23 protein-coding genes are annotated in these 26,194 nt (G+C 70.7%); 14 read left to right on the forward strand and 9 right to left on the reverse strand.

The genetic code is table 11. The annotated features are described in order from the left end of the window. Positions 1-96: 96 nt before the first annotated feature. Complete coding sequence (locus PV963_RS15470) at positions 97-1,281, forward strand: acyltransferase family protein (RefSeq protein WP_274816295.1); 1,185 nt, start codon at positions 97-99, stop codon at positions 1,279-1,281. A 15-nt stretch (positions 1,282-1,296) separates the two neighbouring features. Here PV963_RS15470 and PV963_RS15475 read toward each other — a convergent pair whose 3' ends face one another. Then, positions 1,297-1,758 carry an HD domain-containing protein gene (locus PV963_RS15475; RefSeq protein ID WP_274816296.1) on the reverse strand — a complete coding sequence of 154 codons (462 nt, stop codon included), beginning with the start codon at positions 1,756-1,758 and terminating at the stop codon, positions 1,297-1,299. A 32-nt stretch (positions 1,759-1,790) separates the two neighbouring features. Beyond that, positions 1,791-2,969, reverse strand: a complete 1,179-nt coding sequence (locus PV963_RS15480) for a PP2C family protein-serine/threonine phosphatase (protein WP_274816297.1) — start codon at positions 2,967-2,969, stop codon at positions 1,791-1,793. Positions 2,970-3,129: 160 nt separating this feature from the next. Here PV963_RS15480 and PV963_RS15485 point away from each other — a divergent pair, with 160 nt between their 5' ends. Continuing rightward, complete coding sequence (locus PV963_RS15485; RefSeq protein ID WP_274816298.1) at positions 3,130-4,386, forward strand: GNAT family N-acetyltransferase; 1,257 nt, start codon at positions 3,130-3,132, stop codon at positions 4,384-4,386. 275 nt (positions 4,387-4,661) lie between these two features. Here the strand turns inward: PV963_RS15485 and PV963_RS15490 are convergent, their stop codons facing one another. After that, positions 4,662-5,471 (reverse strand): Fpg/Nei family DNA glycosylase, encoded by an 810-nt coding sequence (locus PV963_RS15490; protein ID WP_274816299.1) that lies wholly within the window; start codon positions 5,469-5,471, stop codon positions 4,662-4,664. A 360-nt stretch (positions 5,472-5,831) separates the two neighbouring features. Continuing rightward, the gene (locus PV963_RS15495; RefSeq protein WP_274816300.1) at positions 5,832-6,317 is read right to left on the reverse strand and encodes a ribose-5-phosphate isomerase; all 486 of its coding nucleotides are present in this window, start codon (positions 6,315-6,317) and stop codon (positions 5,832-5,834) included. 277 nt (positions 6,318-6,594) lie between these two features. On the opposite strand from PV963_RS15495, the gene PV963_RS15500 reads away from it, so the two are divergent. Then, positions 6,595-8,106, forward strand: coding sequence for an amino acid permease (locus tag PV963_RS15500; RefSeq protein WP_274816301.1), 1,512 nt, complete (start codon positions 6,595-6,597; stop codon positions 8,104-8,106). Between the two features lie 89 nt (positions 8,107-8,195). Here the strand turns inward: PV963_RS15500 and PV963_RS15505 are convergent, their stop codons facing one another. Further along, on the reverse strand, positions 8,196-10,196 hold the full coding sequence (locus tag PV963_RS15505; protein ID WP_425541021.1) for a protein kinase domain-containing protein: 2,001 nt from the start codon (positions 10,194-10,196) through the stop codon (positions 8,196-8,198). Positions 10,197-10,492: 296 nt separating this feature from the next. On the opposite strand from PV963_RS15505, the gene PV963_RS15510 reads away from it, so the two are divergent. Further along, the gene (locus PV963_RS15510; RefSeq protein WP_274816302.1) at positions 10,493-11,224 is read left to right on the forward strand and encodes a hypothetical protein; all 732 of its coding nucleotides are present in this window, start codon (positions 10,493-10,495) and stop codon (positions 11,222-11,224) included. 86 nt (positions 11,225-11,310) lie between these two features. Here the strand turns inward: PV963_RS15510 and PV963_RS15515 are convergent, their stop codons facing one another. Then, positions 11,311-11,892: a biotin transporter BioY gene (locus tag PV963_RS15515; RefSeq protein ID WP_274816303.1), complete on the reverse strand. Its 582-nt coding sequence runs from the start codon at positions 11,890-11,892 to the stop codon at positions 11,311-11,313. A 381-nt stretch (positions 11,893-12,273) separates the two neighbouring features. On the opposite strand from PV963_RS15515, the gene PV963_RS15520 reads away from it, so the two are divergent. Both PV963_RS15520 and PV963_RS15525 read left to right on the forward strand, forming a co-directional pair. After that, positions 12,274-13,656, forward strand: a complete 1,383-nt coding sequence (locus PV963_RS15520; protein WP_274816304.1) for an amino acid permease — start codon at positions 12,274-12,276, stop codon at positions 13,654-13,656. A 131-nt stretch (positions 13,657-13,787) separates the two neighbouring features. Further along, positions 13,788-14,435, forward strand: coding sequence for a superoxide dismutase (locus PV963_RS15525; RefSeq protein ID WP_274816305.1), 648 nt, complete (start codon positions 13,788-13,790; stop codon positions 14,433-14,435). 119 nt (positions 14,436-14,554) lie between these two features. On the opposite strand, the gene PV963_RS15530 is transcribed toward PV963_RS15525, so the two are convergent. From PV963_RS15530 to PV963_RS15540, 3 genes are read right to left on the reverse strand one after another with little or no spacing between them, the layout of a single operon-like run. Next, a complete protein-coding gene (locus PV963_RS15530) occupies positions 14,555-15,331 on the reverse strand; it encodes an SAM-dependent methyltransferase (protein ID WP_274816307.1) in 777 nt (258 codons plus the stop codon). 12 nt (positions 15,332-15,343) lie between these two features. After that, the gene (locus PV963_RS15535; RefSeq protein WP_274816309.1) at positions 15,344-15,976 is read right to left on the reverse strand and encodes a histidine phosphatase family protein; all 633 of its coding nucleotides are present in this window, start codon (positions 15,974-15,976) and stop codon (positions 15,344-15,346) included. Then, the gene (locus tag PV963_RS15540; RefSeq protein WP_274816310.1) at positions 15,973-17,457 is read right to left on the reverse strand and encodes an FGGY-family carbohydrate kinase; all 1,485 of its coding nucleotides are present in this window, start codon (positions 17,455-17,457) and stop codon (positions 15,973-15,975) included. The genes PV963_RS15535 and PV963_RS15540 overlap by 4 nt, the downstream gene beginning before the upstream one ends. Positions 17,458-17,613: 156 nt before the next feature. On the opposite strand from PV963_RS15540, the gene PV963_RS15545 reads away from it, so the two are divergent. Genes PV963_RS15545 through PV963_RS15580 form a run of 8 tightly spaced genes read left to right on the forward strand, consistent with a single transcriptional unit; the run spans position 17,614 to position 26,179 of the window. After that, positions 17,614-19,035, forward strand: a complete 1,422-nt coding sequence (locus PV963_RS15545; RefSeq protein WP_274816311.1) for an ABC transporter substrate-binding protein — start codon at positions 17,614-17,616, stop codon at positions 19,033-19,035. 3 nt (positions 19,036-19,038) lie between these two features. Further along, a complete protein-coding gene (locus PV963_RS15550) occupies positions 19,039-19,923 on the forward strand; it encodes a carbohydrate ABC transporter permease (RefSeq protein ID WP_274816312.1) in 885 nt (294 codons plus the stop codon). After that, positions 19,920-20,744, forward strand: a complete 825-nt coding sequence (locus tag PV963_RS15555; RefSeq protein ID WP_274816314.1) for a carbohydrate ABC transporter permease — start codon at positions 19,920-19,922, stop codon at positions 20,742-20,744. Before PV963_RS15550 ends, PV963_RS15555 begins: the two co-directional genes overlap by 4 nt. Further along, a complete protein-coding gene (locus PV963_RS15560) occupies positions 20,741-21,829 on the forward strand; it encodes an ABC transporter ATP-binding protein (protein ID WP_274816315.1) in 1,089 nt (362 codons plus the stop codon). The genes PV963_RS15555 and PV963_RS15560 overlap by 4 nt, the downstream gene beginning before the upstream one ends. Then, positions 21,826-22,650 (forward strand): DeoR/GlpR family DNA-binding transcription regulator, encoded by an 825-nt coding sequence (locus tag PV963_RS15565; protein ID WP_274816316.1) that lies wholly within the window; start codon positions 21,826-21,828, stop codon positions 22,648-22,650. The genes PV963_RS15560 and PV963_RS15565 overlap by 4 nt, the downstream gene beginning before the upstream one ends. Then, positions 22,628-23,707, forward strand: coding sequence for an ABC transporter ATP-binding protein (locus tag PV963_RS15570; protein ID WP_274816317.1), 1,080 nt, complete (start codon positions 22,628-22,630; stop codon positions 23,705-23,707). Before PV963_RS15565 ends, PV963_RS15570 begins: the two co-directional genes overlap by 23 nt. Next, positions 23,704-24,735 carry a 2-hydroxyacid dehydrogenase gene (locus PV963_RS15575; protein WP_274816318.1) on the forward strand — a complete coding sequence of 344 codons (1,032 nt, stop codon included), beginning with the start codon at positions 23,704-23,706 and terminating at the stop codon, positions 24,733-24,735. Before PV963_RS15570 ends, PV963_RS15575 begins: the two co-directional genes overlap by 4 nt. 19 nt (positions 24,736-24,754) lie before the next feature. Further along, a complete protein-coding gene (locus PV963_RS15580; RefSeq protein ID WP_274816320.1) occupies positions 24,755-26,179 on the forward strand; it encodes an FGGY-family carbohydrate kinase in 1,425 nt (474 codons plus the stop codon). The last annotated feature ends 15 nt before the right edge of the window (positions 26,180-26,194 follow it).

Here is a 26,194-nt window from a genome sequence, read left to right on the forward strand (position 1 = left end):
GAACGCTAGGGTGCCTCAGATGTTCCACGCTGCCTCGTCCCCCGCAAGCGCAGCGAGGTCCCGGATCGTCTCCCCGAGTTCCTGGTGGGAGGGTCTGTGACGAACTCGCTGCGACCGAACGGCGACCGCAGGGCGCCACTTCCCCCGGCACAGTCGCCGGCCGACGGAGTGCCGAGCCCGCGCTCGCCGCAGAGCCCCCAGAAGAAGCAGAACGGCAAGCAGCGCGACGCGTTCTTCGACAACGCCAAGTACCTGGCGATCGTGCTGGTGGCCATGGGCCACGCCTGGGAGCCGCTCAAGGGCGACAGCCGGATACTCGAGGCCGCGTACCAGGTCGTCTACGCGTTCCACATGCCGGCGTTCATCATCATCTCCGGCTACTTCTCGCGCAGTTTCGACATGCGGCCCGACCGGCTCAAGCGCCTGATCACCGGCGTGGCCGTGCCGTACATCATCTTCGAGACGGCCTACCCGCTCTTCAAGCGGTTCATCGACGACGACCCGGGGCAGGAGATCAGCCTCCTCGACCCCTGGTACCTGACCTGGTTCCTGTGCGCGCTGTTCATCTGGCGGATGACCACCCCCATCTGGAAGATGGCGCGCTGGCCGCTGCCGCTCGCGCTCGGCCTCGCCATGGTGGCGACCGTCTCCCCGGAGATCGGTGACGACCTGGACCTCCAGCGGGTCCTGCAGTTCCTGCCGTTCTTCGTGCTGGGCCTGGTGATGAAGCCCGAGCACTTCCACATGGTGCGCCGCCGTTCCGTGCGGATCGCCTCGGTGCCCGTGTTCGCCGCCGCGCTGGCCGTCAGCTGGTGGGCCGTGCCGCGCATGAACACCGCGTGGTTCTACCACCGGGACGCCGCACAGGAGCTGGGCGCGCCGTGGTGGACCGGTCCGGTCATGGTGCTCGCGATGTTCGGCTGCTCCCTGGTGCTGACCGCCTGCTTCTTCGCCTGGGTGCCGCGCCGCCACATGTGGTTCACCGCGCTCGGCGCCGGCACGCTCTACGGCTACCTGCTGCACGGGTTCCTGGTGAAGGCCGGCGACTACCAGGGCTGGTTCGAGCCGACGTGGATGCACCAGCCGCTCGGTGAGATCGCCGTGACCCTCGCCGCCGCCGCCGTCGTGACGGTGCTGTGCACCAAGCCGGTGCAGCGGGTCTTCCGGTTCGCGATGGAGCCGAAGATGGAATGGGCCTTCAAGCGGGACGCGGCCGAGCTGGCCCGTGAGCGCCAGGGCGCCGAGCGGCGCGAGCGCGAGCGCGAGAAGGTCAACGCCTGACGCCCGTACCCGGATTCATCCGACGAGACCGAGAAGTGCGCGCATCCGCGCGTACTTCTCGGTCAGTCGTTTGCGGGTGGCCTCGTCGAGGGCCGCGAGGCGTGCCGGGTCCGCGTTGTGCGCCAGGTCCGCCTCCTTCACCAGCAGCGCGCCGGGCGTGGCGAGGATGCGCGCGGCGTACGCCTCGGGCGGTTCCCCCGCCCGCTTGGTGACCGCGCGGACGATGTCCTTGGTACGGCTGCTCAGCGCGGCCTCGCGCAGCCACTGAGGCGACAGCGCCTCGTCCTCGACGGCGTCGTGCAGCCAGGCCGCCGCGATCTGCTCCTCGTCGCCGCCCCGCGCCCGTACGCCCTGCGCGACGGCCTGGAGATGCTCGGCGTAGGGCCGTCCGGCCTTGTCGGTCTGGCCGGCGTGCGCGGCGCGGGCGGTGGCCTCGACCTGGGCCAGGGTCAGCGGGGTGCGGGGTGTCTCGGTCACGGCTCCAGTGTGCCCCTGAGGAGAACCGCGCCTCAGCGGGTGGCGGCCGCTGTCGGGCCCTCCCGGCAGATCAGCAGCAGGGCCCGGTCGTCGTTGACGTCCTTGGCCACGGCCTCGATGAGGTGCCAGGCGGCGCCGTGGAAGCCTCCGGCCACATAGCGGTCGGCCTCGCCGGTGAGGCGGTCGATGCCCTCGACGATGTCGCGGTCTGAGGTCTCCACCAGGCCGTCCGTGAACAGCATCAGCACGTCGCCCGGGCGGAGCGAGCCCTTCACCGGGTCGAACTGGGCACCGTCGTACACGCCGAGGAGCGGGCCTTCCGCCGCCTTCTCCTCCCAGCGGCCGCTGCCCGCGCTGAGCTGGAGGCCCGGCGGGTGGCCGGCGGAGTAGAGCTCGTAGTCGCCGGAGTCCAGGTCGAGGACCAGGTGGATGGAGGTCGCGAAGCCCTCTTCCCAGTCCTGGCGGAGCAGATAGCCGTTCGCGGCCGGGAGGAAGGCGTGCGGCGGGAGGGAGCCCAGGAGCCCGCCGAACGCGCCGGACAGGAGCAGCGCGCGGGAGCCGGCGTCCATGCCCTTGCCGGAGACGTCGGTGAGGACGACCTCGAGCGTGCGGCCGCCGTTGGTGCGCGCCGCCACCACGAAGTCGCCCGAGAAGGACTGGCCGCCCGCCGGGCGCAGCGCCATCTCGCGGTGCCAGCCGTCCGGCAGGCCGGGCAGCTTGCTCTGCACCCGGATGCGTTCACGCAGGTCGAACAGCATGGTGCCGCCGCGCCGCCAGGGCACACCGACCCGGCTGCGGAACTGGGCCAGCAGCAGCCCGAAGAAACCGCAGGCCGCGACCACGAGCACCACGCCCGGGGTGACCCTGGACGGACCCTCCGTGTAGGGGCCCAGCTGCACCGACTCCACGATCAGCGCCGTGGCCGCCGCCGCGTACAGACCGAGCAGGCTCGCCGGGCGCAGCAGCAGACCGCCCACGACGACCGGCAGGACCAGCGCGGCCGGCGAGAACCACACCGAGTTGGCAAGCGTCGCCGCCGCGATCAGCGGGACGGTCAGGAGCAGGCCGGCCAGGGCGATCCAGTCCGAGCCGTCACCGCGGAAGTAGTCCACGGCGGCTCGGCGCACGCCGACGCGGACCCGGTGCCACTGCTTCTTCAACCGGGCCGTGAACGTCTCGGCTTCCGCGCGCCGCTCTCGTCCTGCTGCCATTAGTTCGGGACCCTATCCATCGGACCGGCCGCTTGGCACGGGAGGTCCTACTTGTCCCCCGTCCGAGGGCCGACTTCACAGTGAACTTACGGTGCGCAGCCCGCCGCCGCCCCGGAGAAATTCCCTCGCTCGTCCCGAGTTGCCCTGGTAGGCATGGGTCATGGCGACTGACGCGACCGGCTCCGCGGCGACCCTGCGGGTCCTTCGGCAGGACGACTGGGACAAGTGGTACGACACCCTCATCCGCGGCTTCGGCGGGGTGCCGGAGTCCGCCGAGGAGCGGGAGTTGTGGAACGCGCTGACCGAGTGCGACCGTTCACTCGGTGCCTGGGACGGGGACGACTGCGTGGGGACGGCCGGGGCGTTCCGCTTCCGGCTCACCGTGCCCGGCGGGGCCTTGGTGCCGGCCGCGGGCGTCACGATGGTGAGCGTGGCGGCCACGCACCGCCGGCGCGGCGTCCTGACGTCGATGATGCGGCGCCAGTTGGACGACGTCCGCGCCTGGGGTGAGCCGCTGGCCGTGCTCACGGCCTCCGAGCCGGCGATCTACGGCCGGTTCGGATACGGCGCGGCCACCTTCCAGTTGAACGCCGAGATCGACACGAGCCGGGTGCGGCTGTCGTCGCTGCCGGCGGGTACGGACGACGTGCGTCTGCGATACGCCGTTCCCGCCGATGTCGTCGATGTGTGCGAGGCGGTGTACGCGCGGCTGGTGCCGTCGCGGCCGGGGATGCCGGCGCGGCAGCCCGGCTGGGAGCGGCTCGGGGTGCTCGATCCGGAGAGCGAGCGGGGCGGGGCGTCGCCGCTTCAGTGCGTCCTCGCCGAGCGGGACGGGGAGACGGTCGGGTACGCGCGGTACCGCGTCAAGCCCGGCTGGGGGCCCGCCGGGCCCAACGGCACGGTGATTGTGGAGAACTCGGCCGCGCTGGATCCCGCGGCGGACGCGGCGCTGCTGCGGTTCCTGTTCGGCATCGACCTGACGTCGACGCTGGTGATGCGGGGGCGGCCGGTCGACGACGCGTGGCAGTACATGGTGTCCGACATACGGCGGTGTCAGCCGCGGTTGCGGGATTCGCTGTACGTACGGCCGGTGGATGTCGGGGCCGCGTTGGAGGCGCGGACGTATCAGACGCCGGTGGACGTGGTGTTCGAGGTGGAGGACGCGTTCTGTCCCTGGAACGCCGGGCGTTGGCGGCTCAGCGGGAATGCGAAGGGGGCGTCCTGTGAGCGTACGGCGGATGCGGCGGATGTCGCGTTGTCCGTACGGGAGTTGGGGGCGGCGTATCTCGGTGGGGTGAGCCTCGGGGCGTTGGGGGCGGCGGGGCGTGTGCGGGAGTTGCGGCGGGGGGCGTTGGCGGAGGCCTCGTTGGGGTTCGGGGCCGGTGCGGTGGCGCCGTGGCTGCCGCACAGTTTCTGAGCTTGTTCCTTATCTGGTTCGTCGTGATGCAGTGTGTACACCGCCCGGCCCGAACTCGCCGACTACTACGACCTGGTGGGACTGGGAGTCCCGCCGGCGCCTGGCCGAAGAGCACTACCTGGCCGCGACCCGCCCTCAGCAACGCGCCCACCTGGTGGTCCCTGGGCACTGAACCGTCCCCGTACGTCAACGGTTGAAGAAGGTACGCCGACCGTCCGGCCCCGGCTTCTCAAGCGGCTCGAAGATAAAGAACAAGCTGGGTGCGGAGCTGTTTTTCAGGGGCGTTGGCAGGTCGGGCACCAGAAGAGGTTGCGGGCGGCGAGATCGGCGGTGCGGATCTCGCCGCCACAGATGTGGCAGGGCTGGTCGGCCCTGCGGTAGACGTACACCTCGCCGCCGTGGTCGTCCACCCGGGGTGGGCGGCCCATCGCCTCCGGGGTGTGTTCCGGGCGGACCGTGTCGATGCGGTTGTTGCGGACGCCCTCGTGCATGAGCTCGGCCAGGTCGGTCCAGATCGCGTGCCACTCGGACGGGGTGATGTCCTTGCCGGGGCGGTACGGGTCGATGCGGTGCCGGAAGAGGACTTCCGCGCGGTAGACGTTTCCCACGCCGGCGATGACCTTCTGGTCCATGAGGAGGGCGGCGATGGTCGTACGGCTGCGGGAGACGCGGCGGTATGCGGTGTCCGGGTCGGCGTCGTCGCGGAGGGGGTCGGGGCCGAGGCGGTCGTGTATCGCCTGCTTCTCCGGGGGTGTGATGAGGGCGCAGGTGGTGGGGCCGCGGAGGTCCACGTAGGTGGTGTCGTTCGCGAGGCGGAGACGGACGGTGTCGGTGGCCGGGGGTGCGGGGGTGGGGCCGAAGGTGACCTTGCCGAAGAGGCCGAGGTGGATGTGGATCCAGTCGGTGGCGTGGAAGCCGAGGAAGAGGTGTTTGCCGTGGGCTTCCGTGTGGGTGAGTTCCGTGCCGGTGAGGAGGGTGGCGGCGTCGCTGAACTTGCCCTGGGGGCTGGTTACCTGGGGGGTTGTGCCGAGGAAGGCGGTGGCGTAGTCGAGGGCCAGCCGGTGGATGGTGTGGCCTTCCGGCACGGGTTTCTCCTGTGATCGTCGCCTTTGTCCACACTGAACCCCACGGTGGGCTCGGCACTGAACCCCGCGGTGGGCTCGGCACTGACCCCCACGTCGGGCTCGGCACTGGCCCAGCGTCGGGCTCGGCCCCTGACCCCCACATGAGGCTCGGACCCTGCCCCCACATGAAGCCCGGATACTGAAAACTGAACCTCGCGTCCAGCCCCTGGAGCTGCACACCAGCTCGGACGCTGGGGCCGCGCCGGTGGCCAGCCCCAGTACCCGCGGGCATCTCGAACCTCGGAGCCCCTCCCCCGCTCGGCACAACCGCCTGACCTCAGCGGTTCAGGCAGGGCCTCGTGCAGGCCAGGGCCCGGAGCCCTACGGCTGGGGGTGGTGGGGCGGGATGGGAGGGAGGTCGCCTGTTGACTCGTACGCGTCGAGCATGTCGATTCGGCGGACGTGACGTTCGTCACCGGAGAACGGCGTGTTGAGGAACGTCTCGACGAAGGCCGTCGCCTCGGCCTGCGAGTGCATGCGCGCGCCCACGGCGACGACGTTGGCGTTGTTGTGCTGGCGACCGAGGGCCGCCGTCTCCTCGCTCCAGGCGAGGGCCGCGCGGACGCCCTTGACCTTGTTCGCGGCGATCTGCTCGCCGTTGCCGGAGCCGCCGATGACGATGCCGAGGGCGTCGGGGTCCGCGGCCGTCTGCTCCGCGGCGCGGAGGCAGAAGGGCGGGTAGTCGTCCTGGGCGTCGTAGATGTGCGGGCCGCAGTCGACGGGGTCGTGACCCGCCGCCTTCAGCCACTCGACGAGGTGGTTCTTGAGTTCGTAGCCCGCATGGTCCGAGCCGAGGTACACGCGCATGGGACGAGTGTGACACGAGTGTTTCAGGGAAGGCGCGCCGGGTGGCGCTCATGAAAACGTGAGTCGAATGTGAGCCGCGTTATAGAAGCTCAGGAAAACCTCAAGTAACAATCTGGATTCAGAGGTTCATCTCGGCGTTCACCTCCGATTCACTGGACCCGCTCGTACACCGCTCGTACGAGCCTCTGTACACCGTCATGCCGCGACACACCCCCGTTCGTACGGCTCAGGCGGTTCGTACGGAAGAAAGCTCCCCGGCGCAAAGGAAATCCGTTCCATGACCTCGCAGCCGACTCTCAAGACGACAGGAAGCGAACGCGGCGGCCCCGGAGAACCCGGTGGCAGCCCCGGGCTCCAGGCCGGGCTCAAGAACCGGCATCTGTCGATGATCGCCATCGGTGGTGTCATCGGGGCGGGCCTGTTCGTCGGGTCCAGCTCCGGTATCGCCACCGCCGGGCCCGGCATCCTCCTGTCGTACGCCCTCGTCGGCACGCTCGTCGTGCTGGTGATGCGGATGCTCGGTGAGATGTCGGCCGCCAATCCGACCTCGGGTTCCTTCTCCGCGCACGCCGACCGGGCGCTCGGACCCTGGGCCGGTTTCTCCATCGGCTGGCTGTACTGGTTCTTCTGGGTGGTCGTGCTGGCGGTCGAGGCGACCGCCGGTGCCGTGATCCTTGAGGGGTGGATCCCGGCCGTGCCGCAGTGGGCCTGGGCCCTGATCGTGATGGTGGTGCTCACCGCCACCAACCTCGTCTCCGTCGGGTCGTACGGCGAGTTCGAGTTCTGGTTCGCCGGGATCAAGGTGGTCGCGATCGCCGCGTTCATCGTCATCGGCGGGCTGGCCGTGTTCGGGCTCCTGCCGGGTGTGGACAGCGAGCAGGCCGGGCTGAGCAACCTCACCGAGCACGGGGGCTTCCTGCCCCACGGTGCCGGGGCGATCCTCACCGGTGTGCTGCTCGTCGTCTTCTCCTTCATGGGCAGCGAGATCGCCACCCTGGCCGCCGGTGAGTCCGAGAACCCGCAGCAGGCCGTCACCAAGGCCACCAACAGCATCATCTGGCGTGTCGCCGTGTTCTACCTCGGCTCGATCTTCGTCGTGGTGTCCCTGCTGCCGTGGGACAGCAAGTCCATCACCAAGGACGGCTCGTACGTCGCCGCGCTCGACTCCCTCGGCATTCCGCACGCCGGTCAGATCATGAACTTCATCGTGCTGACCTCGGTGCTGTCCTGTCTCAACTCCGGCCTCTACACCGCCTCCCGCATGGCCTTCTCGCTCGGCCAGCGCGGCGACGCGCCGAAGTCCTTCGCCCGCACGACCGCCAACGGCGTGCCGCGGACGGCGATCCTCGCGTCCGTCGCGTTCGGATTCGTCGCCGTCTTCTTCAACTACAAGTTCCCGGACTCCGTCTTCCTCTTCCTCGTGAACTCCAGTGGCGCGGTCGCCCTGTTCGTGTGGCTGGTGATCTGCTTCTCGCAGCTGCGGATGCGGAAGATCATCAAGGCCGAGGCGCCGGAGAAGCTCGTCGTGAAGATGTGGCTGTACCCGTACCTGACCTGGGCGACGGCCGCGCTGATCGTGTTCATCCTCGGTTACATGCTCACTGACACCGAGCACGACGGACGCCAGACCATCGTGCTGTCGCTGATCGTCGCGGCGCTCGTCCTCGTCGTCGCCTTCGTGAAGGAGAGGGTCGGTGGGGGTCGGCGGGCCGCCGCCGCTGACGCCGCGCAGGCGCAGGCACAGACCCAGGCACAGGACGACAGCCGGGACGAGGTCTCGGCCGGCTGACCCTTTTGGCGCTTGCCGTTCGTGGTGAACGGGGGCCTGCGGTGCGCGTTCCGCCAGTACGCGCACCGCGGGCCCTTTTCCGTTGCCGACTACAGCACCGTGAAGCTGTCCTTGACCTGCTCGTACGTGCGGAGGGCTTCCGGTTCGATGCCGGAGTCGTACCAGGTGTTGATCTGGTACGACTTGCCGTCCGCGTTGAAGCCGAGCAGGCGGGCGTGCCAGTGGACGCCCCGCAGCGTGAACGTGTACTCCCAGACCACCGCCGGGTGGCCGCGGAACGTCGTCTCCGCCAGGCGGATCTTGCGGTAGTCCTGACCCTGGTGGGCGTTGCGCTCCGAGGTCTGCCAGGTCTCCAGCAGGTCGCCGCGGGCCAGGGACGACTTGCCGACCAGTTCCTGCATGCCGTCCGGGGAGGTGTAGTGCACCTCCGCTCCCGTCTTCACGTCCCGCCGCCAGCCGTCGGGGGTCGCCCAGGCGAATCCTCCGGCCTCCCGGTGCGCGCCGGGCGGCAGGCTCCGCGGCCTGGCTGTGCCTTCGACGGTGGCTGAGGGCGTGGAGTCGGGGGTGGGGTCAGTGGTGGTGTCTTCAGCGGGTGGTGCGGAGGCCGAGGCACCAGCGCGGGGGGTGTCGTCGCCCGGTGAGCCGGAGGACGTCGCCAGCAGGATTCCCACCACGGCGCCGACCGTCGCGACCGTGGCCGCCGCGGCGGCGAGCATCGTACGGCGGTGGCCGGCTCGGGGGCGGACGGCGGCCGGTGTGGCGGGGCCAGGGAGTTCGCCGGGCGGCATGGCGGTGAGTGCCGGGGTGGGGCGGGGACGGCCCTCCGTTGCCGCCTGTGCCCGGGTGAGGGAGACGGGGCTCGGGCGGTGGGTGGCAGTGGTGGTGCTGACGGCGGGGTTCGGAGAACTGGCCGCGTTCGGTTGTGTCGTCCGTGCGGTGGGTGTGGGGGTGGAGGTGGAGGTGGGGACGGGTTCGCGGGGGTCCTTTGGGCTGGGTGGCCTGGGTGGTGGCGGCGACGGCGGCGTCGGGGCCGATGTCCCCGGCTCCGGTTCCGGGGCGGGTTGTTCGTCCGGCCCGGGTTTCAGGTCCGGCTCGGGCTTCGGGTCCGGCTCGGGCTTCAGGTCAGGCCCGGGTTTCAGGCCAGGCCCGGGCTTCAGGTCAGGCCCGGGCTTCAGGTCAGCCGCGGGTTCGGGCTGTCGGTCCGGCACCGCCACAGGTTCCCGAGCGGGTGCCGCATCCGACACCGGATCCGGCAACTCCCTTGCCCGCTCCCGCCGTTCGAGGCCCACTCCCACCGGCACCGTAGGCGTCGGCGCCGGGTGAGCGACCGGCTCCAAAGCCGCTGCCAGTTCCTCCAGCCCCGGGCGGACCGACGGGTCCTTTTCCAGCAGGGACGTCAGGATGTCGCGCAACGGGCCGGAGACCGCGGGGAGTTCGGGCTCCTCGTACAGGACCGCGTGCAGGGTCGCCAGCGTGGTGTCGCGGGCGAAGGGGGAACGGCCGCCCAGGGCCGCGCAGAGGGTCGCGCCGAGGGACCAGACGTCGGACGGCGGGCCCTGCGGGCGGCCGGAGATACGCTCGGGGGCCATGTAGTCGGGGGAGCCGACCAGCATGCCGACCATGGTGAGCGCCTTGGCGTCCTGGATCGCGGCGATGCCGAAGTCCGTGAGTACGACACGCCGTTCGCGTCCCGGTCCTGCCGGTCCGCTCCCGTTCTCCACCAGCACGTTGCCCGGCTTGATGTCCCGGTGCAGTACTCCCCGCGCATGGACCTGCCGTAGTGCCGCGACCAGGCCGAGGCCGATGCGGGCCGTATCGCGGGGGCCCAGTGGGCCCTCCTCCGCGATGATCCGTTCGAGGGAGCGGCCCGCGACCAACTCCATGACGAGCCACAGGCGTTCGCCTTCGTCGACCACGTCGTAGACGCGTACGACGTTGGGGTGGTCGATCCGGGCCGTGGCCCTGGCCTCGCGCAGGGTGCGTTCGCGGCGGGTCCTGCTGTCCTCCGCGTCCAGGCCGTCGATACGCATTTCCTTGACGGCGACCTGTCGGTCGAGTATTTCGTCGGCGGCGCGCCACACCCGCCCCATTCCCCCCTGGCCGATACTTTCGACCAGCCGATAGCGCCCCGTCACCAATATCCCTGGAACACCGCCGATGTTCGCATTCCCCGGCAATCCGCTGCACCCCCTCCACGACGCCGCGACCGACTCCAGTGAAACACAACGGTCACACTTCGCGCCGCACCAGGATAGTGCCGGGAAATTTTGTGGTAGCTCTTTCAGTACTGCGAATTCAGGCGCAGTCCAGGACGGTTCACGGGCAACCCAAGGGCCAACCCAAGGGAAATCCGGGGGCAGTCCAGGGGGACACAAGGGGGGCGAACATGAGTTCTCGTCGCACGGCGGCGGTCACGGGATCGCTGGTAGCGGCATCATTCTCGGCGGTGCTGATCCTTTCCGGAACGGCCGGCGCGGAAGACGAAGGGCCCGCAAGCAGCAAGGGAGGAAAGGCCGTTGACGAGGCGCCGACGGGGGTGAAGCTGACCACGCTGCTGCCCGAGAAGATCTCGGTCGACAACGGCTCCGAAAAGACAGCGCTTACCGCCACGGTGAAGAACGAGGGGAACAAGGACAGCGGGAAGATCCAGCTTTTGGTCGTCGGTTTCGACGGGCTCACCGTCAAGAACGTCCAGGGGTGTTCCCCGATAGCCGAGAACAATCTCCCGGAGGGTTCGAACAGCGGTTTCAGCTGCCCCGTCGACAATCTCGGGGCCGGTAAGTCGAAGTCGTACGCCGTCGACGCGACGTACGACCTGGGCAAGACCGGGAAGATCTGTCTGCCCGTCCAGGCGAGCGACGGGAAGAAGACGTTCTGGCAGCAGGGCCCGGTGCCGTTCGGCACGGCCAATCCGACGCCGGACGCACCGGCGACGCCCCTGCTGCTCGGCACCGACAACGAGCCGGTCTCCCCCGGCAAGCCGGACTCCCCGGGCGGCAAGGAGCTGCCGAGGACCGGGCCGGCGCGCGATCTGCTGCCGTTGGGCGCGGCGGGTGCGTCGCTGCTCGCGGCGGGCGTGGCCGGGATGTGGTGGTCGCAGCGGCGGCAGGAGGGCTGAACCGCCTTCCGCGCCATGACACACGAGAGGCTCCCCGGGGCCTGAGGGAAGGTGTGCCCGGGGAGCCTCCGGTGTGGAACGACGGGTCAGCGCTTGTCGGCGAACTTCCATGCCGTCGGCAGCGCCCCCATCGCCAGCGCCGCCTTCAGGGCGTCACCGATCAGGAACGGCGTGAGGCCGGCCGCGATCGCGGCGGTGGCGGACATGCCGGTGGCGAGGGCCAGGTAGGGCACGCCGACGGCGTAGATGATCGCCTCGCCTACCAGCATCGTGCCCGCCATGCGCAGCATCGAGCGGTCGGCGCCGCGGCGGGCCAGGGCGCCCACCACCGTGGAGGCGAGGATCATTCCGAGGATGTAGCCGAAGGAGGGGGCGACGCCGGAGGTGCCCTGCGAGAACCACGGCATACCGGCGAGGCCCGCCACGGCGTACAGCGCCAGCGAGAGGAAGCCGCGGCCGGCGCCGAGGGCGGTGCCGACGAGCAGTGCAGCGAAGGTCTGGCCGGTCACCGGCACCGGGGAGCCGGGCACGGGCAACGCGATCTGCGCGGCGAGGCCGGTGAGCGCGGCTCCGCCGAGCACGAGGGCCGCGTCCCGGACACGGGAGGCAGGCAGCAGGTCGGCGAGGACCTGCCCAGTGCGGGCGGGTGTGGCGGCAGCGGTACTCATGGGGACTCCGCGAGAGTGAGGGCCGGTCGGGACACGGTGACGCTATCCCAGCGTGCTCGCCCGGTTCACCGTCAGCGCTCGACAAAGGCGAGATCACGCGGTTGGTTGGTTTTTGACAAAGAGTGGGGGGTGCACCGGGCGCGGAGTGGTGCCGGTCACGGAGGTGGCGAGGCTTCGATCACGTGGCGGATGCGGAGGCGGACTGTAGGGTTTCGCCAAATCGCCTCCTGGACGGGTGTCAACCCTCCGTTCCCGGACACTCACAGCATGCGTTCCGGCTGTCCGCATGATGGACAACCCTCCCCGCCGAGCGGAGGGACCGCCCAGACTGGCGGCGTTTTTGCCCTCTGCCGCCTCTCACGCATTGGACGAGCCGCGCCCATGCCCAGCAGCACCACCACCGGGACGCCGCCCAGCACGGACGACGTCTCCCTCTCTCATGGCCTGAAGCAGCGCCACCTGTCGATGATCGCCCTCGGCGGGGTGATCGGCGCCGGGCTGTTCGTCGGCTCCGGCGCGGGCATCGCCGCCGCCGGTCCGTCGATCGTGGTCGCCTACGCCCTCTCCGGTCTCCTCGTGATGCTGGTGATGCGGATGCTCGGCGAGATGTCGGCCGCGTATCCGTCGTCGGGTTCCTTCTCCGCGCACGCCGAACGGGCGATCGGCCCCTGGGCCGGCTTCACCGCGGGCTGGTCCTTCTGGGTCCTGCTCTGCACGGCCGTCGGTCTGGAGGGCATCGGTGCCGCGAAGATCGTCAGCGGCTGGCTGCCGGGCACGCCGGAGTGGGCGTGGGTGGCGCTGTTCATGGTCGTCTTCTGCGGCACGAACCTCGCGGCCGTGAAGAACTTCGGCGAGTTCGAGTTCTGGTTCGCGGCCCTGAAGGTCGGCGCGATCACCCTGTTCCTGGCGCTCGGCACCCTGGCGATCCTCGGGATCCTGCCGGGTACGGACTCCCCCGGCGCCTCGCACCTCACCGACCTCCTCCCCAACGGCGGCGAGGGCTTGGTCATCGGCCTGCTCGCCTCGGTCTTCGCCTACGGAGGGCTGGAGACGGTCACCATCGCGGCGGCCGAGTCGGAGAACCCCGTCAAGGGCGTGGCGAGCGCGGTCCGTACGGCGATGTGGCGTATCGCGCTGTTCTACGTCGGCTCGATGGCGGTCATCGTCACGCTGGTGCCCTGGGACTCGAAGGCGGTCGTCGAGAAGGGCCCGTACGTCGCCGCCCTCGACGAACTCGGCATCCCGGGCGCCGGCCAGCTGATGAACGTCGTCGTCCTGGTGGCCCTGCTGTCCGCCATGAACGCCAACATCTACGGCGCCTCGCGCATCGCGTACTCCCTGGTGGAGCGTGGCCAGGGCCCGAAGACGCTGGGCCGGGTGTCGGGCGGGGTACCGCGGATCGCCGTGCTCGCCTCCTCCGTCTTCGGCTTCCTGTGCGTGCTGCTGAGCTACTGGCGGCCGAACGACGTCTTCTCCTGGCTGCTGAACATGATCGGCGCGGTGATCCTGATCGTCTGGATCTTCATCGCGGTCTCGCAACTGCGCCTGCGGCGGCGCCTGGAGCGGGAGACGCCTCAGAAGCTGGTCGTGCGGATGTGGGCCTTCCCGTGGCTGACGTGGGTCGCGCTGGCGGGGATGGCGGGCATCTTCGCCCTGATGGCACGGGAGCCGGACACGCGGGTGCAGTTGTACTCGACGGGCGGGATGACGCTGTTCCTGGCCGCCGTCGGGTACGCCTGGCAGAAGGCACGCGCCCGGCAGTAGGGACTCCGGCACCAAGGCCCCCGCGACACGCGGGGGCCTTTTTGTGTGCCCAGGGCACCCATCGCCACCCTCCTGCTGCTAGCGTGCAGTTGCAAGCATATTGCAATAAGAGGTTCGGAGGGTTCCTCGCCATGCCCGTCTACACGCTGCCCGACCTGCCGTACGACTACTCCGCGCTCGCTCCCGTGATCAGCCCCGAGATCATCGAGCTGCACCACGACAAGCACCACGCGGCCTATGTGAAAGGCGCCAACGACACGCTGGAGCAGCTTGCCCAGGCGCGGGACAAGGAGACGTGGGGGTCGATCAACGGGCTGGAGAAGAACCTGGCCTTCCACCTGTCCGGGCACATCCTGCACAGCATCTACTGGCAGAACATGACCGGCCCGAAGGACGGCGGTGGTGAGCCGCTGGCGCAGGACGGTGTGGGCGAGCTCGCGGACGCGATCGCCGAGTCGTTCGGGTCGTTCGCCAACTTCAAGGCGCAGCTGTCCAAGGCGTCGGCCACGACCCAGGGTTCGGGCTGGGGCGTGCTGGCCTACGAGCCGCTGAGCGGGCGGCTGATCGTCGAGCAGGTCTACGACCACCAGGGCAACGTCGGCCAGGGCTCGACCCCGATCCTCGTCTTCGACGCCTGGGAGCACGCCTTCTACCTCCAGTACCGGAACCAGAAGGTCGACTTCATCGAGGCGATGTGGCAGGTCGTCAACTGGCAGGACGTGGCCCGCCGTTACGAGGCCGCCAAGTCCCGCGCGGACGTGCTGCTGCTGGCGCCCTGACGGCGGCGTGCCGTCGAGTCGTCCTGCCTCGTGATCGTCTTCTCACCCTTCACGAACGGCAGGCGGAAAGAAGGAAGCCCCCGTGAGGACGTGACTCACGGGGGCTTTCCATGCGTGCGCTACGGCTTGCGGCCCAGGCCGCCGTGCTGGCCGATCGGCTCCGTGGGAGCGCCCGGCTCGGGGTGCCACAGCGGTACCGAGACCACGCCCGGTTCCACCGGCTCCAGGCCCTCGAAGAAGGCCTCGATCTGCTCGACCGGCCGCAGGAAGTACGGGACCGCGCCGGTCTCGTTGTAGGCGTCCTGGGCTTGTTCGTAGGCCGGGTCCGTGCCGCGGGAGCCCTCGTTGAGGGAGAGGTAGCTGCCCGAGGGCAGGCCGGCCAGGAGGCGGCGGACGAGGTCGCGGGCCTCGTCGTAGTCGGCCACGTGGCCCAGGATGCCGCTGAGGATCAGGGCCGTGGGGCGCGTGAGGTCGAGCGTCTTGCCGGCGGCCTCGATGATGCGCTCGGGCTCGTGGAGGTTGATCGGCTCGTACGCCGTCGCGCCCTCGGGCGTGGAGGTGAGCAGGGCGCGGGCGTGGGCGAGGACCAGCGGGTCGTTGTCGATGTAGACGATCCGCGACTCGGGAGCGAGACGCTGGGCCACCTCATGGGTGTTGTCGACGGTCGGCAGTCCGGTGCCGACGTCGAGGAACTGCCGTACGCCGGCCTCCCGGACGAGGTGGCGGATGCTGCGGCCGAGGAAGGCGCGGCTGCTGCGGGCGATGGTGACGATGCCGGGGAAGACGGCCGTGTAGGCGTCACCGGCCGCCTCGTCCACCGGGTAGTTGTCCTTGCCGCCCAGCCAGTAGTTCCAGATCCGGGCCGAGTGCGGCACCGAGGTGTCGATCTGCGTCATGGGCTCATAGTGCTACGGCACGTCCGTCCCGCACGGCACATTGAGTGAGAGGAGTGCGGCGGAACCGTCGGGGTTCATGCGCAGTTCGCTGATCGCCGCGTTCCGCAACCGCGGGAACACCCTGCGGTACTCCCCGGCCGGGATCGACAGCAGTGTGCACAGCACCAGGCGCAGCAGGGTGTTGTGGGCGACGACGAGGACACGCCCGCCGGGGTGGGCGCCGGCGATACGACGCAGGGCGCCGGCCCCGCGGGCCGCTGCCGCCGCCGGGTCCTCCGCCCCGGGGAAGGGGTGGGCGACGGGGTCGGCGCGGAAGGCTGCGGCCCGGTCGGGGACCTCGGCCTCGAACTCGGCGAGCGTACGGCCCTCCACGACTCCGAAGTCGCATTCGGCGAGGTCGGGTTCGCGCTGCGGGGCGAGGCCCAGGGCACGGCAGGCGGGCTCGGCGGTGGCGACGGCCCGGGAGAGCGGGGACGTCCAGACGGCGTCGACGGGGTGGGCGGCGGCCCAGCGGCCGAGCGCCTGGGCCTGGGCGCGGCCGGTGTAGGTGAGGCCGATGTCGCTGACCCCGGCGTAGCGGTTCTCGGCGTGCCAGACGGTCTGCCCGTGCCGGGCCAGGAGGAGGGTGGTGGTCGTGGTGGTCATGACTTCCCAGTGTCCAGGTGCGGGCGGGTTCGGGCGTGTGCCGCGACGGGGGCGGGCAGCCAGCCCCGTGCCTCCAGCGTGTCGACGAGGCGGGCGTACGGCTCGGCGAAGCGGGCGGTGCGGTCGGCGCGGGGTTCGAGGACGGTCCGGACGCGGACCATGCGCTCGGCGACGTCGGCGAGGGATCCGGCTCCGGTCGCCCCGTAAACCCCGGATGCCCCGTACACGGCCAACGCCGCCATCCCCAGCGCCGGTTCCGTCTGTTCCGGGACGCGGGCCGGGCGGCCGAGGATGTCGGTGCGGAGCTGGTTCCAGTACGGGCTGCGCGCGCCGCCGCCGGTGAAGGTGAGCGGGCCGTCGAGGGGAGCGCCCAGGTGGTGCAGGTAGTCCAGGCACAGGCGTTCCGCGAAGCCGACGCCCTGGAGCAGCGCGGCCCACAGACCGGCGTCCCCCTCGGGTTCGCCGAGGACGAGGGGGGCCGCCTCCGGCGCCCGGAACGGGAACCGCTCCCCCGGCGTGACCAGCGGGTACGCCACCGCGCGGGACGGCTCGAACGCCGCCGCCCGCTCGTCCATCGTGGCGGGGTCGGCGTCCGGGAAGTGCGCCGCGAGTGCCCCCGCTCCCACGCTCGACGCCCCGCCGGGCAGCCAGGTGCCGTCGGGGGCGCGGTGGTTGTAGACCACGCCGGTGGGGTCCCGGACGGGGTCGCGGGCGGCTCCCTTCAGGACGAGCGTGGTGCCGAGCACCGAGTTCCAGGAGCCGGGGCGCAGCGCGGCCGAGGCGATCTGGGCCGCGCAGCCGTCCGTCATACCGGCGAGCACCGGGGTGCCGGCGGGAATGCCGGTGGCGTCGGCGGCGTCCGCGCAGACCTCGCCGAGGTGCGTGCCCGGGCGTACGACGTCGGGCAACAGGCGGTCCGGCACGCCGAGTTGGGACAGGGCGGCTTCCGGCCAGGCCTCGGCGTGCAGGTCGTAGCCGGTCTTCAGGGCGTGACTGGAGTCGGCCGGGGGCGGTTCGCCGGTGAGGCGGGTGATGACCTGGTCGGGCTGGTGAGCGAGCCGGAGGCCGGGGCCGTACTCCCCCACCAGCCACAGCGCCTTCGGCAGCGCCCAGGTGTCCTGGACGGCGAGCCCCGCCTCCCGGGCCCGCGCGGCCTGCGCCGCCGCGCGGCCGTCGTCGTACATCAGCGCGGGGCTCACCGGGCGGCCCGAGCCGTCCGTCAGCAGGACCGTGCCGGACGTGCCGCACACCGCGAGGCCGCCGACCGGCACGCCGGGCGCGGAGCCGAGTGCCGTCCGGGACGCCGTGCACAGCGCCGACCACCACTGCTCCGGGTCCTGCTCGTGCCGCACCCCGTCCCGCCGCCCGGTCAGCGGGGCCGAGCCGCTGCCGAGGACTCTGCCGTCGGCGGTGACGAGCAGCACGCGGACGCTCTGTGTGCCCAGGTCGATCCCCAGCCAGCCCGCATCCTCGTCCGCCATCCGGAACCTCCCACGACGTCGCAGCCGGATCTGTGAACTTCTCACTGTGCCCCGATATTTTCCCGTGCGCGAGGGATTGACGCCCAACTTCAGCCGTTCCACCCTCTGTTAACGAGTCGACTCGACGTGTTAACCAGCCCCCACGTGGAGGTACGGATGGACACGCACGTGCACGACCGGCGGCGCTTCCTCGCGCTCGCCGCCGGGGCTGCCACGGCCCCGCTGCTCACGGCCTGCGGCACCGGTTTCGGCGGGGACGACAGCAAGAGCGACGGGTCCGCCGCCGACGACGTCACCGGCTCCTTCGACTGGAAGCGGGAGAAGGGCACCACCGTCAAGGCGCTGCTCAACAAGCACCCGTACACCGACGCGCTCATCGCCGACCTGAAGTCCTTCACCGCGAAGACCGGCATCAAGGTCGAGTACGACGTCTTCCCGGAGGACAACTACTTCGACAAGCTCACCGTGGACCTGTCCAGCGGGCGTGCCTCCTACGACGTCTTCATGCTCGGCGCGTACATGGTGTGGCAGTACGGGCCGCCGGGCTGGCTGGAGGACCTCGGGCCCTGGATGCGCAACTCCTCGGCGACGGGCGCCGAGTGGGACCGGGCGGACTTCTTCCCGAACCTGCTCCAGGCCGACCAGTGGTCGCTGAAGGCGGGCGCGCCGCTGGGCCAGGGCGGGCAGTACGCGCTGCCGTGGGGCTGGGAGACCAACGTCGTCGCCTACAACACCGAGGTGTTCGGGAAGCTGGGGCTGAAGCCCGCCGAGTCCTTCGACGAGCTGGCCGAACTCGCCGGGACCATCAAGCGGAAGGCGCCGGGCGCCGGCTTCGACGGGATGTACGGGATCGCCGTACGCGGGTCCAGGAGCTGGGCCACCATCCACCCGGGTTTCATGACGATGTACGCCCGCAACGGGCTGAAGGACTTCACGGTCGACGGCGGGAAGCTCACACCGGCGATGAACAGCCCCGAGGCCGTCGCCTTCACCGAGGACTGGGCGCGCATGGTCAAGCGGGGCGGCCCGCCGTCCTGGACGTCGTACACCTGGTACCAGTGCTCCAGCGACCTGGGCGCGAAGAAGGCCGGGATGCTGTTCGACGCCGACACGGCCGCCTACTTCCAGGCGGTGAAGGGCGCAAGCCCCGCCTCCGGGAAGATCGCCTTCCACCCGGGGCCCAAGGGGCCGGACGGGTCGCTCGCCACCAACATGTGGATCTGGTCGCTCGGCATGAACGCCAAGAGCAAGAAGAAGAGCGCGAGTTGGCTGTTCCTCCAGTGGGCCACCGGCAAGGAGCACCTGCGCAAGGGCGCGATCACGCACAACCACATCGACCCGGTGCGCAAGTCGGTCGCCGAGGACGCCGCGTACAAGGACAAGATGCGGCACCTGCCGGGCTTCCTGGAGACCTTCGAGACGGTCGTCGACCAGACGAAGATCCAGTTCACCCCGCAGGCGCAGTTCTTCGACGCGACGACCAGCTGGGCGGCGGCCCTCCAGGAGATCTACGGCGGCAAGGGCGCGCAGTCGGTCCTCGACGGGCTGGCGGACGACCTCGCCGGCAAGGTGGGCTAGCCGATGGGGTGGCGGCTCACCCTGCGCCCGTACGTCCTGATCGTGCCCGCACTGCTGCTGACCTGCGGGATCCTCTACCCGTTCGGACTCGGCCTGTACTACACGCTGTTCGACTTCTCGGCGAGCAAACCGCAGCCGGACATGGTGCGGCTGGAGAACTACACGACCGTCTTCACGCAGGAGGCCTTCTGGAACTCGGCGTGGGTGACGGTGCTGTACGCGGTCGGGGCGGCCCTCGTCGAGACCGTGCTCGGGGTGGCCGTCGCCCTGCTGCTGCACCGCTCGACCCTGGTGGGCCGGGTGCTGGAGAAGATCCTGATCCTGCCGCTGATGATCGCCCCGGTGATCGCGGCGATCATCTGGAAGCTGATGCTCCAGCCGTCCGTGGGGGTCGTCAACCACCTGCTGCGGCCCTTCGGTCTTGGCGGGGTGCAGTGGACGGACACCCCTACGGGTGCCCTCCTGTCGTCGATCGCTGTGGACGTGTGGGTGTACACGCCGTTCGTGGCGATCCTCGCCCTCGCCGGTCTGCGGTCGCTGCCCACCTCCCCGTTCGAGGCGGCGGCCGTGGACGGCGCGGGGTGGTGGTACACCTTCCGGCGGCTGACCCTGCCGATGCTGTGGCCGTACGTGCTGGTGGCGGTGATCTTCCGGTTCATGGACTCGCTGAAGGTGTTCGACATCATCTACGCCCTGACCGAAGGCGGGCCCGGTGACTCGACCGTCGTCCTGCAGATCCGGGCGTATCTGGAGGCGATCCGCTTCCAGCGCTACTCCTTCGGGATCAGCTACACGATCGTGCTGTGGGCCGTGGTGTATCTGGCCGCGATGGTGCTGGTGAAGCACCTGGGGAAGATCCAGCGGCGAGCCGCGGAGGTGACCACGTGAAAAAGCGTGTGCTGGGGTGGCTCGCGGACGCCGCCCTCGTCCTCTACTTCGTCTTCGCGCTGTTCCCGATCGCCTGGATGGTGATCCTCTCCCTGAAACCCGCCGACCAGCTCTTCAGCACCTACTTCTCCTTCTCCCCGACTCTCGATGGCTACCGGACGGTCCTCGGCGACAGCGAGGGCATCCCGTTCGTGCGGTTCTTCGTCAACAGCCTGGTGGTGTCGGTGGGGGCGGTGGTGCTGTCGCTGGTGGTGGGGCTGCCGGCGGCGTACGCCTCGGCACGGTGGCGGTTCAAGGGCTCCGAGAACCTGATGTTCACGCTGCTGTCGTTCCGGTTCGCGCCCGAACTGACCGTGATCATCCCGCTGTTCGTGCTGTACCAGAAGCTCGGGCTGTTCGACACGTACGTCGGCATGGTGTGGGTGCTGCAACTGGTCACCCTGCCGCTGATCGTGTGGATCATGCGGTCCTACTTCGCCGACCTGACGCCCGAGCTGGAGCAGGCGGCCCTGCTGGACGGCTACACCCGCAAGCAGGCGTTCTTCAAGGTCGCTCTGCCCCTGGTCAAGCCCGGTATCGCGGCCGTGTCGCTGCTGGCCTTCATCTTCGCCTGGAACAACTTCGTCTTCCCGCTGATCCTCACCTCCAACGAGGCCCAGACGGTGACCGTGGGCGCGCTGTCCTTCCTCGGCGGGGACCGGCCCAAGTACAACCTGACGGCCGCCGCCGCGCTGGTGTCCGTCGTCCCGCCGCTGCTGCTGGCGCTCACGATCCAGCGGTATCTGGTGCGGGGACTGTCGTTCGGGGCGGTGAAGGCGTGATCAGGCTGAGCGGGATACGGAAGACGTACGGGAAGACTCTCGCGCTCGACGAGCTGGAACTGGAGGTGCGGGAGGGCGAGTTCTTCTGCCTGCTGGGCCCGTCGGGCGCGGGCAAGACGACCACTTTGAAGACCGTCGCCGGGCTCGAACAGCCCGACTCCGGCACGGTCGTGCTCGACGGCGAGGACATGCGGGGCGTCGAGCCGTACGACCGGGGTGTGGCGATGTGCTTCGAGAGCTACGCCCTCTACCCGCACCGCTCGGCCTACGACAACCTCGCCTCGCCGCTGCGCTCGCCCCGGCACCGGCTGCCCGCCGCCGAGGCCCGGCAGCGGATCGGCGCGATCGCCGAACTGCTGGGGATCTCGGGGCTGTTGGACCGGTCGGTGGGCCAGCTGTCCAACGGGCAGCGGCAGCGCGTCGCCCTGGGCCGGGTGCTGGTCCGCCCCGCCCGGGCCTTCCTCCTCGACGAGCCGCTCTCCCACCTCGACGCCAAACTCCGCCAGCAGATGCGGGCCGAACTGAAGGCCATCGGGGCCGTGCAGCACACCACCACCCTGTACGTCACCCACGACTCCGTGGAGGCGCTGGCGCTCGGCGACCGGATCGGGGTCATCCGGCAGGGGCGGATCGTGCAGACGGGCACCCGGGAGGAGATCTGGTACCGGCCGCACGACACGGAGGTCGCGCGGGCCTTCGGACGGCCACGGATCAATCTGCTGCCGGGGGTGGTGACGGAGAGCGGCGTGCGGTCGGACGGCGGGGTGGAGCTGCCGGTCCGGGCGCAGGCCCCCGCCGGCAGCGAGGTCCTGGTCGGGCTGCGGCCCCGGGACATCGCCCTGCACGGCGAGGGGCACGAGCTCACCGGGACCGTGTACGTCACCGAGGTGCTCGGCCGGTCCGTCGAGGTCACCGTCCGGCTCGGGACCGGGGAGCAGCGGGTGTCGCTGGTGGCCCCCCGGGCGGACGCGGCGCGCCTTCGTCCGGACGATCCGGTACGGCTCGTGGTCCGGCCTGAGAACCTGCTGCTGTTCGAGGCCGACCGGCCGGAGCGACCGGGACGACGGATAGAGACACAGCGATGAGCAGCAGCAGTGGTGGACAGCAGGGGCCGGCGGCGCGGCAGGCCGCCATGGCCGAGCGGGTGCTGGCCGACGGCTCGGCGACGGCGGCGGAGCTCGCCGAGCGGTTCGGAGTGAGCCTGATGACCATCCACCGGGATCTCGACGAGCTCGAACGGCAGGGCATCGTACGAAAGTTCCGGGGCGGGGTGACCGCGCAGCCGTCGGGGGTCTTCGAGTCGAACGTGCAGTACCGGCTGAAGACGATGCGAGCCGAGAAGGCCGCCGTCGCCGACCGTGCGCTACGGATGGTGGAGCCCGGCATGGCGATCCTGCTGGACGACTCCACGTCCACCCTGGAGATAGCCCGGCGCCTGCGCACGGGCGAGGTCACGCCGCTGACGGTCGTCACCAACTTCCTGGAGGCGATCAACCTGCTGGCCGACCAGCGGGGCATCCACCTGATGGCGCTCGGCGGCGACTACGACCCGCTGCACTCCTCCTTCCTGGGGGTGTCCTGCGTGGAGGCGGTCGAGCAGTTGCGGGTGGACGTGTGCTTCGCCTCGACGTCGGCGGTGCACGGGGGTTACGCCTACCACCAGGAGCAGCACATCGTGTCCGTGAAGCGGGCGATGCTCGACGCGGCCGCGCGGAACGTCCTGCTGATCGACCACACCAAGCTCGGCCGGGTCGCCCTGCACCGGGTCGTCCCGCTGTCCCGCTTCGATCTGCTCCTGGTGGACGACGGGGCTTCGGCGGAGGCGCTGCGGGATCTGGACGAGCACAAGGTCCGTTACGAGGTTTGCGCGACGAAGGGCGGCCATGACGGGACTGGAGCTACGTGAGCTGCGGAAGACCTACCGGTCGCGGGGGCGGCCTTCGGTGGACGCCGTACGCGGGATCGACCTGAGCCTCGGTTCAGGGGAGCTGCTCGGGCTGCTCGGTCCCTCCGGCTGCGGCAAGTCGACGACGCTGCGCATGATCGCCGGGTTGGAGCCGGTGACCGGCGGGGACATCCTGGTCGGCGGGGCGTCGGTGGTCGAACGGCCCGCGCAGCAGCGCAACATCGGGGTCGCGTTCGAGAACTACGCGCTGTATCCGCCGCTGTCGGTGGCGGAGAACCTGGCGTTCGGGCTGAAGGCCCGCCGCAAGGCCGCCCGCGGTGACGTCGACCGCAAGGTGAAGGAGATCGCCGAGCGGGTCGGCCTGACCGACCTCCTCGACGCCCGCCCGGCCGGCCTGTCCAGCGGCCAGAAGCAGCGCGTGTCGCTGGCCCGGGCCCTGATCCGCGAACCGGACGTGCTGCTGCTCGACGAGCCGCTCTCCCACCTGGACGCGGCCCAGCGCGACACCACCCGCCGCGAACTCAAGCGCATCCAGAAGGACCTGGGCCACACCACGATCCTGGTCACCCACGACCAGGAGGAGGCCCTCTCCCTCGCCGACCGGATCGCCGTGATGAAGGACGGCGTCATCCAGCAGCTCGGCACCCCCTACGAGATCTACGACAGCCCGGCCAACGTGTTCGTCGCGGACTTCGTCGGCGAGCCCGCGATCACACTGCTGCCCGGCATCGCCGACGGCGACGGCCACGCCCGCCTCTCCGACTCGGTGCGGATCACGCTGCCCGTGCCGGTGGCCCCGGGGCGGGAAGTCGTGGTGGGGATCCGCCCGGAGGACGTCCGGCTCACCGCCGAGGACGGCCTGCCCGCCCGGGTCGTCGCCCATGAGCCGTTGCTGGAGTCGGGCATCGCGACCCTCGCCCTCGACGGGGTCGAACGGCACCTGGTCGTCCTCACCGACCCCGAGGTGCGGCTCGCCCACGACGAGCGGGTCCGGGTCGCGGCCGACCGCCGGCACACCCATGTCTTCGACGCCGAGACAGGAGACTCCTTGCGATGACTGACGGAAACAGCGTGCGTGTGGTGGCCGCCGGTGACCACTTCGTCCTGCCCTCGCTGATCACGCGGGCGGTGGAGCACGAGGTGGGGCGGGCCGACGTCAGGGAACTGAGGCTCGGCTGGCCGCTGGAGCCGTTCGGGCCGGTCGCCGAGGTGCAGGAGGCCAGTGACGCCGAGGACGAGATGATCGAGGCGCTGGCCGGGGCGGAGGTGCTGGTCACGCAGATGGGGCCGGTCACCGAACGGGTCCTCGCGGCCTGCCCGGACCTGAAGCTGGTCGTGGTCTGCCGGGGCGGGCCGGTCAACGTCAACCTGGACGCGGCGAAGCAACGTGACGTGCGGGTGTGTTTCGCGCCCGGCCGCAACGCCGCCGCCACCGCCGAGTTCACCGTCGGCATGATGCTGGCCGCCCTGCGCCGCATCCCCCAGGCCCACGACCCGCTGGCCCGGCAGGGCAGTTGGGAGGGGGCGACGTACTACACGTACGAGCAAAGTGGTCTGGAACTGGAGGACCTGCCCGTCGGGCTGGTCGGATACGGGGCCGTCGGCAGCCGGGTGGCGCGGGTGCTGTGCGCGTTCGGGGCGCGGGTGATGGTGTACGACCCGTATGTGCACGGCGAGATCCACGGACTGCGCGTGACCTCGCTGGACGAACTCCTGCGCCGCTCCCAGGTGATCACCCTGCACGCCCGGCTCACCCCGGAGACCCGGGGTCTGATCGGCGCCCGGGAGCTGGGGCTGCTGCCGTCCGGCGCGGTGGTGGTGAACGTGGCCCGGGGCCCGCTGCTGGACGAGGGCGCGCTGTGCGACGCGCTGGAGAGCGGGCAGGTGTCGGCGGCGGCGCTCGACACGTACGAGCGGGAGCCGCTGCCTGCTCAGTCACGGCTTCTCGGGCTGGGCGACCGCGTCGTACTGACCCCGCATCTGGGTGGGGCGTCGCGCGCGGTGGCGGAGAAGGCGGCGCGGATCGCCGCCGAAGAGGTGGGCCGCTGGGTGCGCGGCGAGCCGCTCGCGCACTGCCTGACCTGAGGAGTCGGAGGAGAGCCGCATGTACGTCGGTATCGATGTGGGCACGTCCATGGTCAAGGCGGCGGCCTTCGACGACACGGGCCAGGAACTGGCCGTGTCCTCCCGGCCGGTGGACTTGAAACTGCACGGCGGGTTCGTCGAGCAGGACATGGAGGAGGTGTACGGGGCGGTCGTCGCCGTGCTGGATGAGCTCACCGGAGGGGTCCCGGGGCCGGTCGAGCTCGCCGGGCTCACCGGGCAGGGCGACGGGGTGTGGCTGGTCGACGGGGAGGGGCGGCCCGTGCGTCCGGCGGCCTCCTGGATGGACGGGCGGGCGCACGAACTGGTCGACCGGTGGCTGGCCGACGGTACGTTCGAGACGGTGTTCCGGCGCACGGGCAGCGCGATGTTCCCGGGCTGTCCGGGGCCGCTGCTGGCCTGGCTGGACAGCAACGAACCGAAGGCACTGGATGCCGCGAAGGCCGCCCTGTACTGCAAGGACATGGTGTTCCAGCGGCTGACGGGGGCGGGCCCGGCGACGGATGTGTCGGACGCCTCGATGCCCTTCCTGGACCCGCGCACCCGGACGTACGACAACCGGGTCGTGGAGCTGCTGGGGCTCACGCACCGGCGCGGGTTGCTCGCCCCGGTGAGCGACCCGGTCGCGACGGCCGAGGCGCTGGGCGAGGGCCTGCCGTCGGGCACGCGGATCGCGAACGGCCCGTACGATCTGCCGGCCTGTGCGCTGGGCGCCGGGGTGACGGCCCCCGGGGACGGTCTGCTGATCGTCGGGACCTGTCTGGCCAGCCTGGTCGCCACGACCGAGCTGGACCTGACGGGCGAACCGGCCGGCCTGTACATCTCCACCGACCGGCCCGGGTACTGGCTGCGCGCCATGCCCGCGATGGTCGGCACGGCGGCCCTGGACTGGGTGCTGTCGACGACGGGCGTGCGGCACGACGAGGTGGACGCCCTGCTGGCGGAGACCCCGCCGGGTGCGAACGGCGTGCGTGTCCTGCCGTACTTCGCGCCCTCCGGCGAACGCGCCCCCTTCGTCGAGCCACGGCTGCGCGCCGAACTCACCGGCGTCTGTCTGGAGTCCACCCGGGGCGATCTGGTCCGTGCCGTCTGCGAGGGCATCGGCTATGCCGCCCGGCACTGCCTGGAGGCGGCGGGCCTCACAGGGGCTCTGGCCGTCTGCGGCGGCGGCACCCGCAGCCCCGCCTGGATGCGGCTGCTCGCCGATGTGCTCGGGCGGCCCCTGCGGGTCGTCGAGGGCGAGGTGGGCGCGCGGGGCGCGGTCCTCGCGGCGGCCGAGCGGTACGGGGTGCCGCTGGACGCGCGGGTGTGGACGCGGCCGGCGCGGGTCGTCGAGCCGGACCGGGGCCGGGCCGCGTACTACACGAAGGGGTACGAGGAGCACCTGGTGCGGCTTGCCGAGGCACGGGCCCGGGCAAGGACCTGAACATCCGGATGGCGA

The organism is Streptomyces coeruleorubidus (genome assembly GCF_028885415.1).
Lineage (GTDB): Bacteria > Actinomycetota > Actinomycetes > Streptomycetales > Streptomycetaceae > Streptomyces > Streptomyces coeruleorubidus_A.